This window comes from Sphingobium sp. LB126, assembly GCF_002795205.1.
GTDB lineage: Bacteria > Pseudomonadota > Alphaproteobacteria > Sphingomonadales > Sphingomonadaceae > Sphingobium > Sphingobium chungbukense.
Genome location: NZ_NETV01000005.1, coordinates 26,693 through 40,447, shown reverse-complemented (window position 1 = coordinate 40,447; position 13,755 = coordinate 26,693). Strand labels below are relative to the sequence as shown.

General features: G+C 61.8%; 13 protein-coding genes. 10 read left to right on the top strand and 3 right to left on the bottom strand.

All coding sequences use genetic code 11. The annotated features are described in order from the left end of the window. The first annotated feature begins 93 nt into the window (after positions 1-93). The 10 genes from CAF53_RS25330 to leuD all read left to right on the top strand — a co-directional run bounded on the left by CAF53_RS25330 (position 94) and on the right by leuD (position 9,420). The gene (locus CAF53_RS25330; protein WP_100239976.1) at positions 94-1,368 is read left to right on the top strand and encodes a hypothetical protein; all 1,275 of its coding nucleotides are present in this window, start codon (positions 94-96) and stop codon (positions 1,366-1,368) included. Between the two features lie 79 nt (positions 1,369-1,447). Further along, positions 1,448-1,951, top strand: a complete 504-nt coding sequence (locus tag CAF53_RS25325) for a VOC family protein (protein WP_100239975.1) — start codon at positions 1,448-1,450, stop codon at positions 1,949-1,951. Continuing rightward, a complete protein-coding gene (locus CAF53_RS25320; protein WP_242443656.1) occupies positions 1,948-3,135 on the top strand; it encodes an alpha/beta hydrolase in 1,188 nt (395 codons plus the stop codon). The genes CAF53_RS25325 and CAF53_RS25320 overlap by 4 nt, the downstream gene beginning before the upstream one ends. A gap of 281 nt (positions 3,136-3,416) precedes the next feature. Next, positions 3,417-4,511, top strand: a complete 1,095-nt coding sequence (locus CAF53_RS25315; protein ID WP_100239974.1) for an aromatic ring-hydroxylating dioxygenase subunit alpha — start codon at positions 3,417-3,419, stop codon at positions 4,509-4,511. A gap of 25 nt (positions 4,512-4,536) precedes the next feature. Beyond that, on the top strand, positions 4,537-4,707 hold the full coding sequence (locus CAF53_RS27315) for a hypothetical protein (protein WP_157801375.1): 171 nt from the start codon (positions 4,537-4,539) through the stop codon (positions 4,705-4,707). A 187-nt stretch (positions 4,708-4,894) separates the two neighbouring features. After that, positions 4,895-5,230, top strand: coding sequence for a hypothetical protein (locus CAF53_RS27310; RefSeq protein WP_157801374.1), 336 nt, complete (start codon positions 4,895-4,897; stop codon positions 5,228-5,230). Beyond that, positions 5,205-6,428 carry a CaiB/BaiF CoA-transferase family protein gene (locus CAF53_RS25310; protein ID WP_100239973.1) on the top strand — a complete coding sequence of 408 codons (1,224 nt, stop codon included), beginning with the start codon at positions 5,205-5,207 and terminating at the stop codon, positions 6,426-6,428. Before CAF53_RS27310 ends, CAF53_RS25310 begins: the two co-directional genes overlap by 26 nt. Beyond that, positions 6,425-7,345, top strand: a complete 921-nt coding sequence (locus tag CAF53_RS25305) for a hydroxymethylglutaryl-CoA lyase (protein ID WP_100239972.1) — start codon at positions 6,425-6,427, stop codon at positions 7,343-7,345. Before CAF53_RS25310 ends, CAF53_RS25305 begins: the two co-directional genes overlap by 4 nt. A 3-nt stretch (positions 7,346-7,348) precedes the next feature. Further along, the gene (leuC, locus tag CAF53_RS25300; protein ID WP_100239971.1) at positions 7,349-8,764 is read left to right on the top strand and encodes a 3-isopropylmalate dehydratase large subunit; all 1,416 of its coding nucleotides are present in this window, start codon (positions 7,349-7,351) and stop codon (positions 8,762-8,764) included. Beyond that, positions 8,761-9,420 (top strand): 3-isopropylmalate dehydratase small subunit, encoded by a 660-nt coding sequence (leuD, locus tag CAF53_RS25295; RefSeq protein WP_100239970.1) that lies wholly within the window; start codon positions 8,761-8,763, stop codon positions 9,418-9,420. Before leuC ends, leuD begins: the two co-directional genes overlap by 4 nt. Positions 9,421-9,579: 159 nt before the next feature. Here the strand turns inward: leuD and CAF53_RS25290 are convergent, their stop codons facing one another. From CAF53_RS25290 to CAF53_RS25280, 3 genes are all read right to left on the bottom strand, one after another. Beyond that, the gene (locus CAF53_RS25290; protein ID WP_100239969.1) at positions 9,580-10,140 is read right to left on the bottom strand and encodes a recombinase family protein; all 561 of its coding nucleotides are present in this window, start codon (positions 10,138-10,140) and stop codon (positions 9,580-9,582) included. Between the two features lie 190 nt (positions 10,141-10,330). Then, positions 10,331-10,600, bottom strand: a complete 270-nt coding sequence (locus CAF53_RS25285) for a WGR domain-containing protein (RefSeq protein WP_100239968.1) — start codon at positions 10,598-10,600, stop codon at positions 10,331-10,333. A 194-nt stretch (positions 10,601-10,794) separates the two neighbouring features. Further along, positions 10,795-13,752 (bottom strand): Tn3 family transposase, encoded by a 2,958-nt coding sequence (locus CAF53_RS25280; protein WP_031286087.1) that lies wholly within the window; start codon positions 13,750-13,752, stop codon positions 10,795-10,797. Between the last annotated feature and the right edge of the window lie 3 nt (positions 13,753-13,755).

Genomic DNA, 13,755 nt, shown 5'->3' with positions numbered 1-13,755 from the left:
TGCGGTCCGAGCATATCATGTGGCCATCTCGCGAAGCGCAGTCACAGTGCCCCGAGTCGCCCTGATGCGATAAGAGGTTTAAGGAGAAGTTCGATGGTTTCGATGATAGCTCGCGTAGCGGCGCCCGCTGGCCGCCAGTGGGACTGGCTGGACAAGGAAGATCTAGCGCAGCTGACGCCGGCACTATTGCTCGACCGCGCGCGCGGTATCCGTGACCTTGCGGCGCAGTGCGCCGAGGAGACCGAGCGGCAGCGTCGCCCGCTCGATCAGGTCGTCGATGCGATGCGCGCTGCTGGGATATTCTACCACTTCGTGCCCAAACGCTTCGGCGGGCTAGAATTCGGCCTTCAGAGTTTCATCGATATCGTCACAACGGTGGCAGAGGGCTGCATGTCCAGCGCGTGGATCATGTCCTTTTACATGCAGCACAATTTCCTGATGAGCCAGATGCCTAGGCAAGCGCAAGACGAAGTCTACGGCGCCTATCCCTACATTTGCGCGCCTGCGACCACCGCTCCTCCGGGCAATGCCATCCCAACCGACGGAGGCTATACGGTCAGCGGGCATTGGAAATACGCTTCTGGCATCATGCATGCCGATCTGCTGCAGCTGATGGCCATTGTGCAGCGCGACGGCAAAGCGGCCGAGATGCGTATGTTCGTGTTGCCAGTCGATCAGGGGCGGGTAATCGACACCTGGTATGTTGACGGCCTTTCGGGGACAGGAAGCGCCGACGTGGTGGTAGACAGCGTGTTCGTGCCCGAGCATATGTCGGTGGATTTCGAGCAGGTTCGCGCTGGCGAAGGCTTCGGTCGGGACTACCACGACAACCCGCTGTACGGCATCGCGGTCGACATCCTTCTCAACATCTCGTCCGCCTCACCGGCTATTGGCGCGGCCCGGGCCTGTGTCTCGGCGTTCAGTAAGCGGCTGCAGGAGCGCAGTCCTCGCGGGACCGATGGCGCGCCACAAATCAAGCCAACGGCGCTCGTTCGCCTAGCCGAAGCGAACCTCGCCGTAGAGGTCGCCGAAGTGCTGCTGCGCGATGCCGCGCAGCGCACGGAGGAGGTAGCGCGCGCCAGGCGCGTCCCGACCGCCGAGGAACGGCTCCTCATCCGCTCGCACATCGTGTTCGCGGTGGATCAGTGCAAGCGGGCGGTACGGACCGTCTCGGACGCGGCGGGGACGAGCGCGCACAATCTGGACAACCCGATCCAACGCGCAGTGCGCGACGTAACGGTGTTGGCCAGCCATGCGGTGTACGACTGGGACAACTCAATGGAGTTGTTGGGCCGCACCATCACCGGAGTGGCAAACGCCAACATGTTCAAGCACCATTCCCACACCCAGGCTTCCAAGGCGGCCTGAGGGGGAAGTCCCTGATGCCCATGGCGACCAGAGGCCGCTGGCGGCTGTGCTCGCAGATTTAGGAAGAGGATCCAGAACGATGCTCAAGAAACTTCATCATGTCGCCTATCGCTGCGTCGATGCCGAGCAGACGACCAAATTCTACACCGAACTGCTCGGTCTCAAGCTCGCAGCGGCCTTGGTCCACAATTATGTCCCGTCGACTAAGAAATCGGACCCGCACAATCACATCTTCTTCGAGATGGATGACGGCAGTTTCATTGCCTTTTTCGACGTTATGAATGACACGAGATCGTCGTCAGTTCCTGAAAACGACTGGGCGCAGCATCTGGCGCTGGAGACCGAGTCGCACGAACGCGCCGAACTGCTCGCCCAGCGGCTGCGGGACAATGGCGTCGAAGTGATCGGTCCCATCGGTCACGGCTTCTGCGACTCCTATTACTTCTATGATCCCAACGGTCATCGCCTAGAGATGACCGTGCGCACCGATTCAGCGACGATGTGGGATGATTTCGCGCGGGCCGCCGGCGACGAAATGACCAAATGGCGTGAGCGGAAAGCCACCGGCAAGGCAGTAGCGTGAAGGTAGAGGAACTGCGCGAGCAGTTGGAACGCCGCGCCTTCACGATCTCGTTCGAGGAAAGCGCGCTCTTCACCGAGGTGTACGGCTTTGTCGGCCGCAGCGGGCGCATTTTCCTGGAGGGACAGCTGTTGCTTCCCGGCAATGCGCCGTCCGACACTGTGCTGCTGTTCATGCACCCGTCGTCCGCGCTCAACCTCCTGCCACTGCCGCGCGCCTTCGCCGAGGCCGGGCTACACGTCATGTGCTGCGGCAGCCGCTACATCCGCAACGATACATCGCTGATCATGGAGAAGGCGATCATCGATATGGGCGCCTATGTGCGCTACGCGAAGGAGGTTCTGGGCTACGGAAAAGTGGTGCTGGTTGGCTGGAGCGGTGGCGGCTCGCTTTCGATAGCCTATCAAGCGGAGGCTGAACAGCCTACCATCACGGAAACGCCGGCCGGTGACCCGATCGACCTCGCGGCTGCCGGACTGATCCCCGCCGACGCAATCTGGAGCGTCGCCGCGCATCTGAGCCGCGCCGAAACACTGACCGAATGGCTCGACCCTTCCGTGGTTCACGAAGGCGATCCCGACCACCGGGACCGCGCGCTGGACATCTACACCTCCGAGGCGCTGGCGGCGATGCCTTTCGATCCGGCCTTCGTAGCGCGCTTCAGAGCATCGCAGGTCGAGCGCAACCGTCGGATCACGTCATGGGCCGACGCCATGCTGCGTGACCTTCGCGCGCGTGGTACCGACGAGATGGAGCGCGGCTTCATCGTCCACCGCACGATGTGCGATCCGCGCTGGATCGACCCCAGCGTCGATCCCAACGGACGCAAGCCCAACTGGTGCTATCTCGGCAATCCCCGCACGGCCAATGCCGGCCCGGTGGGTCTTGCCCGCTACACCACACTGCGCTCATGGCTGTCGCAATGGTCTTATGATCGTTCCAACGCCAGGACCTCCCTTAATGCGCCGCGGATCACCGTGCCGGCGCTGGTAATCGAGAACGGCGCCGACGACGCAACGCCCGCGACGCACCCGCGCAAGATCTTCGAGCTGCTCGGCAGCGCCGACAAGAGCTTCGAAAAGATCGACGATGCGACCCACTACTTCCAGCAGCAGCCTGCGTTGCAGGAGCGTGCCGTGGCGATCTGTAAAAACTGGCTGAGAGAGCGCTGTATGATTAAAGCGTGACCCGAAGAAAGTGCTCTCGAAACATCGACACAATCGGAAATGGACGAGCCGCCCGGTTGCCCGTGCCCAAGCACGAGATCTGACCGGTGCCACTTCGCTCGCTCCGCAGTCTTAAGGGGCACAGTCCATTCTTCCCGAAACTTAGTGTCGGAAAACAGGGGACTGGGTGCCGGTTGGATCGTCAAAGCCGCGCGTATATGAACACACATAATGACACTAATTATGCTTAGGCTAGACGATTGTCGGTCGGAGCATAACCCAAACCATAAGGAGACCATAACATGCGCGCGACAGGCAAATTAGCGCCCACTACTCAGTCGTTCGGCGCGTTCCAGCGCTATCCACGCAACGCTTGGTATGTAGCGGCGGGCGACACCGAAGTGACGCGCAAGCCTATGGCGCGCAAGCTCCTGGGCGAGGTGGTAGTAATGTATCGGACCGAGGCGGGTGAACCGGTGGCGATGCAGAATGCATGTCCACATCGCGGCTTTCCTTTTTCGGAGAGCCGAGTGGTCGGGGACAGCATCCAGTGTGGCTATCACGGGATGGTGTTCGATACGCAGGGGCGCTGCACGAAGATCGCTGGTGGAGCTTCACCTCCCCGGGCGATGCGCGTCCGGTCCTATCAGGTTGTCGAGCGCCGGAACTTTATCTGGATTTGGATGGGCGATCCGGATCTAGCTAATCCCGCCGACATCCCCCATGCACCACATGAGGCGGACGACCATTTCGATCACGTCTATTACTTCCCGCTACCCATGGCTGCGAACTTCATGCTGGGCCACGATAACCTATTCGACACTACGCATGTCAGCTTTCTCCATGCCGGTATGATGGATAGCGGTGACGACCGGGAGATTCTGACCGCAACCATCAACCAGGATTATGAGCAAGACGGGCGAAAATTCACACGGATATTGCCAATGCCCAACTTCATCGCCCACGAAAATGTTGCCCGTATTTGGCATGTACCGACAGGCCGCCCACTGAATCGGACAATCACGATGATTCATGAGTTGCCCGGCAGCGTTAAGATCTACAACCAGTTTACGGATCCCGCGGACGGCAATCGTATCATAAGCCAGCGCTGTACTAACGTTGGCCTGACCCCCGCCGACGACAGTCACTGCTATCACTTTACGGCGGTCAGCTCGAGCTTCCGACAAACCGAAGACGACAAGGCCGCCCAGTTGGAGGTCTTCTCGCAGGACCTGTCTGCCTGCGAAGCAATCCAGAGTCACTTCAACGCAAACCCGGATACGGCCTCAGAGATCAGCGTCATGTCCGATAAACTCGCTATCGTCGCACGACGCCTGATCGACGAGATGGTAGAAGCGGAGAACAAGGCCACTCGACTGCAAATCATCGGGAGCTGATGGGCCGGTTTCACTGTCGGACGCGATGCCGGTGTTGATCATCGGTGATTTCTCGCGACGCGAGATCGCTGCGGATTGCGCCTGCAACCTGCAGCGTTCCGCGAATCTCCTGACGGCATGGCTGCCACCGCAGAACCGTTTGACCAAGAGCGGCGCAACCATGGGATCGGCGACGACCGTTGAGGTTGGGCTGTAAATCGGCATGCAAAAGGGATCCACCGGGCGGCAAGACTGGCTATCGGCGGTGCCCCGAGCCTTGGTGCGCGATGTCAATCGCGAGCGCACCAGACCCGCCGATGCCCCCTAGAAGAGACATGACAACCGCGTCCCAGTATGGCGGATGAGAGCATCCTCGTTCCCGCACCGGCTGGAGACATGTTTCCGTGAACGCCTCGGTCCCTCACATCTCCGCTGCCGTCGATCCCTTCGACAGCATGCGGCGCCCGCTCAGCGAACCCCATCAGCTGCCAAGAGAGATGTATCCGGTGCTGGGCCTCATCACCGGTTCGTCAACATTACCAAATCGAGCATCTTTGACGCCAAAGTGGCAGGCCAGTGCCAGCGGCGAATATACGACGCCGCTGTCGTCCCGCTACGACGGATTGATCGCGTTCGACTATACCTACCAGGACATGTTCAACTCCGGGCTGGGGCAGCTGCCGCAACTCCAGATGCCAAGCTATAGGAATTATTATGATCGAGACAAATCTTCCACTTGAAGGCTTGCGGATCCTAGAGATTGGCCACTTCGTCGCAGCCCCCTTTGCGACGCGGCTGCTTGCAGACCTCGGTGCGGACGTTGTCAAGATCGAGCCGCCAGGCGGTGACCCCATCCGCCAATGGGGCGAGCACGTGAACGGCCAGTCGCTTTGGTGGTCGGTACACGGCCGTAATAAGCGGAGCATTGTCCTAAACTTGAAGCATCCCGGCGCGATCGACATCGTTCTCGATCTGGTCGAAACTTGCGACGCCGTGGTCGAGAACTTTCGGCCTGGGCAACTCGAGAAGCTCGGGTTGGGGCCTGCCAAGTTGCGCGAGCGATGCCCTGGCCTGATCGTGACGCACATCTCTGGCTTTGGGCAAAGCGGGCCTTACCGCGATCGCGCCGCCTTTGGCGTTATCGGTGAAGCGCTCGGCGGCTTGCGTTATCTGACCGACCAACCTCCGGGTACCAGCGATCTTCCGCCCGTCCGCGTCGGCGTCAGCATCGGAGATTCGGTAGCGGGTCTCTACGCGGCATTCGGCCTCCTTGCAGCGCTGTGGCAGCGAGATCGGCCCGGCGGAGAGCGGACCGGTCGCACGATCGACGTCGCGCTGACCGAAAGCGTCCTGAGCCTCATGGAAGGCATGCTCCCGGAGTTCGGGCGGTTGGGTAAGATTCGCCAGCCGACCGGTGGTGGCATTGCGACCGCGGCACCGACCAACGCCTATCCGACCGCGGATGGGGCGTTCGTCCTGATCGCCGCTAACTCCGAGCCTCTCTTCGCGAAGCTGATGACCCTTGTCGGCCGACCCGAGCTGATCGGAGCTCCTGGCTACGCCGGCAACCAGCAGCGCGTTGCGAATTCGAGCGCTCTCGACGAGATCATTGGCGACTGGACACGCAGGCACGCGTCCGCCGCGCTGATCGAGGTTCTTGCGACGGCCGACATTCCCAGCTCGAAGATCTACACGGCGGCCGACATCGCCAGCGATCCTCAGTATCGCGTGCGCAAGATGGTCCGGGAGGTCGACGACGACCTGCTTGGCGGACCGGTTCTCCACCCTGGCGTGGTCCCTTCGTTCGATGGAGGCGCTGTCCCCATCCGATGGACCGGGCCGGCCATCGGCGAGCATACCGAGGAGGTGCTTCGATCAGCGTTGAAGCTGACTGACGCTAAGATCGAGACTTTGCGCTCGGAGGGCGTGATAGCATGAGCTCCGCAATCGCCTTGGTCGAAGTCGGTCCGCGTGACGGGTTCCAGCCCATCGGACCGCATATCGCTACCGACGTGAAAATCGCATTCGTCGAAGGGCTGTACCGCGCCGGACTTCGCAGAATGGAAGTGACCGCCTTCGTGAATGAACGGGCTGTGCCACAATTGTCGGATGCGGCTGAAGTCCTGCGGGCAGCGCAATTGCTGCCCGGCCTAGCGGCCCAGGTCCTTGTACCTAACAAGCGTTTTTGCCATCGAGCCTTGGAAGCTGGCGCTTCCCATATAGCGTTCGTGCTTTCGGCCAGCGAGAAGCATAACCAGAACAATGTCCGGCGCAGTCCGGCCGAATCGGTCGAGGAATATGGCCGGCTCGTTGCCGATTTGCCCGGAGGCACTCGGGTGCGCTTGAATCTGGCCACCTCCTTCGACTGCCCGTTCGACGGGCCCGTGCCCGAGGCGGATGTTTTGAAACTTCTCGACGCCTTGATCCCGCTGCGGCCCGGTGTGGAGGTCGCGCTGTGCGATACTACCGGACGGGTCACGCCCGATCGGGTGAGGTCGCTGTTCGAGCGGTCGATCCGCCGATATGGGAACGGTACGGGATGGGCGTTCCACGGCCACGACACCTACGGTCTGGGCGTAGCAAATGTGTTGGCCGCCTATGACGCAGGCGTTCGCGTGTTTGACAGTTCCTTTGCGGGGCTTGGCGGCTGCCCCTTCGCTCCGGGCGCGACCGGCAACGTCGCAACCGAGGATGTCGTCTGGACCTTCAACAACATGGGTCTCGAGACGGGCGTGGATCTCGGGTCGCTCCTCGAGGTCTCGATGAGGGGTGCGGAGATCCCCGGCGCTTTCTCCGGCGGGCGTGTGCGAAACGCGCTCGAAGGCCAGCGCTGTGTTCAAGCGTTGGAGGGGTGATCGATGGCGAAGACGCTCTATGAGAAGATCTGGGATACCCACGTCGTCACCACACTCGGCGACTCGCCAGACAGACTGCTCTATGTTGATCGCCACCTCGTCTATGAGGTGACGAGCCCGCAAGCCTTCGATGGCCTGCGCACGAGCGGACGAACGGTACGACGTCCCGATCTGACGTTGGCGGTCGCAGATCACAACGTGCCGACCGAGCATCGGCAGCAGGGCCTGCTCTCGGTCGCCGACCCAGAGAGCAGGCGGCAGATTGAGCAACTCGAACTGAATGCCCGTGAATTTGGCATTCGCTATGTTCCGCTTACCAGCCGCCGACAGGGGATCGTTCACGTGATCGGACCCGAGTTGGGCCTCACGTTGCCCGGCACCGTCATTGTCTGCGGCGACAGCCACACCTCAACCCACGGCGCGTTCGGCGCACTGGCCTTTGGGATTGGCACCTCTGAGGTCGAGCATGTGCTCGCGACCCAGACGCTGGTGCAACGACCGTCGAAAACGATGCTTGTTCGCCTCGAGGGCAGACTCGGTACGGGCGTCGCGGCGAAGGACCTGGCGCTCGCTATCATCCGGCAACTGGGCGCCGGCGGGGGCAGCGGCTATGTGGTCGAGTACGCCGGCTCGGCGGTAGATAGTCTCGACATGGCCGGCAGAATGACGATCTGCAATATGACCATCGAGTTGGGGGCTAGGGCTGGTCTGATCGCTCCGGACGCGGTGACATTCGACTACCTTGCAAACACCCCTTGGGCCCCGAAAGGCCAAGAGCTCGAGACTGCTCGGGAAGCTTGGTCGCGTCTCCGGAGCGACGCAGGAGCGTCGTTCGATCGCATTGAGACACTAGACGCGGCCACAATCGAGCCGATGGTGACCTGGGGCACTAGCCCGGACGCTGTGACGACGATCGGTGGCTTGGTGCCTGATCCAGCGCAGGAGACGGACGAGGCGAAACGAGCCCAGATCGCGCGAATGCTCGCGTACATGGACCTTGAGCCAGGTCAGCCCTTGGCAGGGCTTCCGATCGATGTGGTGTTCATAGGGTCGTGCACCAACAGCCGCATCGAGGACCTTCGCGAGGCGGCCCGCGTCGCCAAGGGTCGAAAGGTCTCGCCCGGCGTGAGAGCGCTCGTCGTTCCAGGATCGGGAGAGGTCAAGGCGCGCGGTGAAGCCGAAGGTCTGGACACGATTTTTGAAGAGGCCGGCTTCCAGTGGCGGGAGCCCGGCTGTTCGATGTGTCTCGGACTAAACCCCGATCGATTGGCCCCGGGCGAGCGCTGTGCCTCAACGTCGAACCGCAATTTCGAGGGACGGCAGGGACCAGGCGGGCGGACACACCTCGTCTCGCCAGCCATGGCTGCGGCCGCGGCCGTGAATGGCTGCTTGGTGGACTCAAGGGCGCAACTGCAATGACCCCCTTTGTCAGGCTCGAGGCCGTCGCTGTATCGGTGCCGATCGCGAACATCGACACCGATATGCTAGTCCCCGCCAAGTTCCTTAAGACAACGTCGCGCAAAGGTCTGAAGGATGCTCTGTTTTTCAATCTTCGCGCCTCAGATCCGGACTTTCCACTCAACAAATCACCATGGAACAAAGCAGGCATCCTGATCTCTGGCTCAAACCTTGGATGCGGCTCTAGCCGCGAGCATGCCCCCTGGGCGCTGCTGGATTTCGGAATCCGCTGCGTCATCGCGGAGAGTTTCGCCGATATCTTCTACCTGAACTGCTTCAAGAATGGGATGCTCCCCATCCGCCTGCCAGCAGCCCAGATCAACGCTTTGCAGGCCGAAGCGTCGGCCGCCTCATCCTCCTGGATGACCGTCGACCTGACCCAGCAGAAGATTACGACAGGTTCCTCGGTTGTACCGTTCGAAGTCGACGCGGAGAGGCGGCGCCGGCTGATCGAGGGTATCGATGATATTGCCCTCAGCCTCGCCCATTTGGGAGAGATCGAGACGTTCGAGCGGACGGCGGCACTGGTACAGCCGTGGGTAGGACCTATTCCGAAAGCGATCGGGGCTGTTGAAAAACGCCCCGCTGGTGGCCGGGTACGGTTGGGGGCGGAATGACACCCCAAGGCTCCAATCCGTCCCACAAGGATGATGTTTTGAGAATGGGGCGCGCTCTTGGAGCGCGCGCCCTCCGTATCGTTGCGCGATTACAACAGGCGTCACCGGAAGCTTTGTGCGCCGGACAAGGATTTGTCGGACATAGTGAGAACAAAGGCGTCATGGGGTGTTGCGGAGATACTGATAGAGGGTTTCGCGACTGATCCCCAGGTCGCGGGCGATAGCGGCCTTTCGCTCGCCAACCGCTATGCGGCGATGCAGTTCGGCGACCATTTCGTCGGAGAGGGAGCGTTTCCGTCCACGATAGGCGCCGCGTTGCCTGGCGATCGCGATGCCCTCGCGTTGCCGTTCCCGGATCAGGGCGCGCTCGAATTCCGCAAATGCGCCCATGACCGAGAGCATCAGATTCGCCATCGGAGAATCCTCGCCCGAGAAGGCCAGGCTCTCCTTCACGAACTCGATCCGGATACCTCTTTTGGTGAGGGAGTGAACCAACTTGCGCAGGTCGTCGAGATTGCGCGCCAGTCGATCCATGCTGTGGACCACGACGGTGTCGCCCTCGCGGGCGAAAGCGAGCATGGCGTCGAGCTGCGGCCGGTTGACGTCTTTGCCCGATGCCTTGTCAGTGAACACCCGGTCGAGCGACTGCCCTTCCAACTGGCGATCGACATTCTGATCGAATGTGCTGACCCGGACGTAACCGATCCTTTGGCCTTTCATCGCCACCCCCTGTGCGATTTTGTCAGGTTGAAATCTATGATACAGCGCGACAGGCGTCAATAAACTCGTATCACAACTCTATCCTGACAGAAACTGGCGCACCGTCCTGACGTCGGGTTAGGCTATACTCCAGATTGACATAAGGATAAGGGGGTCGATCAGCTTCGACACGCGAGCTCTGTGTCCGGTGTCAGACAGGCCGATAGGCGACACCGATCCGCCTTTCAGCCGTACCACGCTTTTGGAGAAGCGCTGCGATATACCGCTCGGCTGCGGCATGATCGGCGAAGGCATGGCGCTGGGCTTGGCCGCGCGCGCCGATCCGGCCCCAGCGGCTTTCGACGACGATCATGCCGAACAGGTCAACGCTCACGGTGATGCTGTAGCGTCGGCGAATATTACGCGCCGGATCAAGCGCGATCAGCTCAACGGGATTAGGGAGAAGACCTGCGCCATTCATGTCGCAAAGCCTACAGCATCGGTTTGCCGATGTCCGACGACTTCTCTGAATCAGTCATGCTGCACTGATTCACGGAACCGATGATTCCGGGGCGCCTTTTACCTCGATTGTGCAGCGCACCGGTCTTTTCGCTTTTTGGGGTGACTACACGAAAGTGACGTATCTGCACGGAAAGGGCGAACGGATAGCGAACGTCACGCGGCAAGTAGGGAGTTGACGGCGCGCAGCGGTCGCAAGGCGTCCGGATCGGGTTGATCTTCAACATTCCAGCTATAGTCACCGGTCAGCGAGATATGCTCCCAGCCCAATGGCGCGATGTGGCGTGCGATTTCGTCGGCTGTGCCGATGTCCGCCAGCGCCATTTCGAGATAGCGAGTGTTCCACAAGATGATGGCGGCGACGAGCAGGTTGAGGCCGGAGGCGCGATAGGTCTGGTTCTCGAACCGACGATCGCGCAGTTCGCCGAGCTGGTTGAAGAAGAGCGCGCGGGCGAGCGCGTTGCGGGCTTCGCCTTTGTTGAGGCCCGCCTGGGTGCGCCGGCGCAGGTCGATGTCGCGCAGCCAGTCGAGCATGAAAATGGAGCGTTCGAGGCGGCCCAGCTCGCGTAGTGCGAGGGCCAGTCCGTTCTGTCGCGGATAGGCGGACAAGCGGCGCAGCATTGCCGAAGCAGTGACGGTGCCGGTGCGGATCGACGTGGCGAACCGCAGCAGTTCGTCCCAATGCGCCGCGACATGACCCAATGCGATCGGTTCGGCCGTCATGCCGGCAAGCAAGGGGCCGGATTCTTGGCCGGGAAGGAGGTGTAAACGACGCTCCTTGATGTCGCGCAGGCGCGGCGCGAAGCGGTAGCCGAAGAAGGGCATGAGGCCGAACACATGGTCCGATGCCCCGCCCGTATCGGTGTAGTGCTCCTCGATCGTCAGGCCGGTCTGGTGATACAGCAAGCCATCCAGCACATAGGGCGCTTCGCCAGCGGTCGCCGCGATCACCCGACTTGCGAAGGGGTCATATCGATCCGAGACATGGGTGTAGAAGGCAACGCCTGGTTCGTTGCCGCTGCGCGCGTTGATGTCGCCGATCGCGGCCCCACGGCCCCCGGCATGAAATTGCTGTCCGTCGCTCGACGAAGTGGTGCCGTCTCCCCACAGCGCGGCGAGCGGCATGGCGCGATGGGCGTCGATCAGCCTTCCCAACGCTTCGCCATAGGCGGCTTCGCTGATGTGCCAGTCGTGAAGATGGGCGAGCTGACGCAGACTTGCGCCCCGGCAGGTTTCCGCCATGCGTGTGAGGCCGAGATTGATGCCATCGGCGAGGATGACCGTGAGCAGCGCATTGCGATCGTCGGCTTCCCGGCCCGAACGACGATGGATGAAGCATTCGCTGAACCCGGTCCAGGCATCGACCTCCAGCAGAAGATCGGTGATCTTCACGCGCGGCAGTCGATCATAGGCGGCGCGACGGGCAATCTCGGTGGCGGGCGGTGTTGCCGCCTTCAGCGGCGAGATGATGAGACCGTTTTCGTCAAGCTTAACCTGGGGCAGCTCCCCTTGCCGTGCAAGGACCGTTACCTGCTCGATCGCCGTGTCGAGCCTGGTGCGCCGTTCCTCGATATGGCGCTCGAAATCCGTTTCGATGGCGAGCGGCAACGGCCCCTTCTCGCGCAGCGCCGCAAAGGTCGCCGGCGGTATGAGATAGCTGTCGAAATCGCGAAACTGCCGGCTTCCCGCGACCCATATATCCCCGGCTCGCAACCGCTCGCGTAGTTGCGACAAGGCGCATAGTTCATAAGCGGCACGATCAACGATGCCATCCCGCAGGACGAACGGGCGCCATGCGGGCGGCACAAAGCGTAGCGGCACGCGATCAGGCAAGCGCCGTTTGCCGGTCCGATATAGCTCCGCGATGATGGCCAGCGCTGACAGGAGCCCCTGAACCGCGCCGGCGCCGCGAAACTCGAAGGCGTTGAGAAAAGCGCCGACAAAGAGCTTCACCGTCCGATGCCGCTCGATCAATTCGGCGGTGCGATCGACGGTTTCCGGTCGCCCGAGCACTTCGGCCTGCTCGACGGCCACGGCGAAGTGCTGCCAGTCCAGCGCCTCGATCTGCGCCAGAGAATCCACGCCCTTGCTGCGCGCGTCGATGAGGAGGCGGCAAGACCCCGTGAGCGTCCGGAGGTGGCCTTGCAACTCGCGCACCGTCTTGAGGGCTTTGTCGCGGGTCCGGTTCTCGGCGCGGCGCGCCATGCTGCCCAACAGCTTGTCGAACATCGTCAGGGTGGCGTCGGTCAGGCTTTCCTCAAGCCGGATGCCGGTTGCCGCCAGCGTCGCATGGCGGCGCAGGGCATTGAGTTCGCCAAGGTGCTGGGGTGTGATGCGGCTGCCTTCGTCCGCCAGCCTGTCAAAAGTCAAAGCCGGGATCATGTCGGCACGGGCGCGATCGAGGCCCAGCGCGCGGATATAGGCGAGCCGTTCGATCAGGCGCAGGATGTTGCGCGCTGCCGGCGATTGTGGCGCATTGCGCATCCAGGATAGCCATGTCGCGACCTGCCCCGGTCGTCGGGCCAGCAAATCGTCCAGGCCCTGAAGGGTGTCAGGCAGCAGGCCATTCGTGAGCACTTCATAGGTAAGCTGTTCGGCTTGCTGGCGCGCCCGCCGCAGCACCGCTTCGAGAATCGACGGAGAAGGCAGGAGGATCTGCAGGCGCCGGAGTTCATCGACGATGACGTCTGCCATCTGGCCGGGGTGTATGATGGTCTGCGCGATTGGGACCGAGAAGGCGACAACTTCACGGAAAGCGTTGCGGTCAAAAATCCTGAACCCGTGCGATCGTCGGATTTCGACGAGATGCTCGCGACGGGTCTGGTCCCGATGGGCATAATCCGCGAAGGCTGCCGGCGCGACGCCGAGTTGCTGCGCCACATAGGCGAGCACAGGAGCGGGCGGGACTTCGCCCGCTTCCAGCGCACGGCCAGGCCATCTCATATATAGCATGAGCATCGCATAGCCGAGCCGGGTGGCATCGCCGCGACGGCGGCCGACAATTTCCAGGTCGTCGCTGGTCAGCGTATAATGACGCGCGATCTCGCGCTCATCGAGCGGCGCGCCATAATGCCTCGCCCAGATTTCCAGGCTCACCAGTCGCCGTCTCGCCAAGCA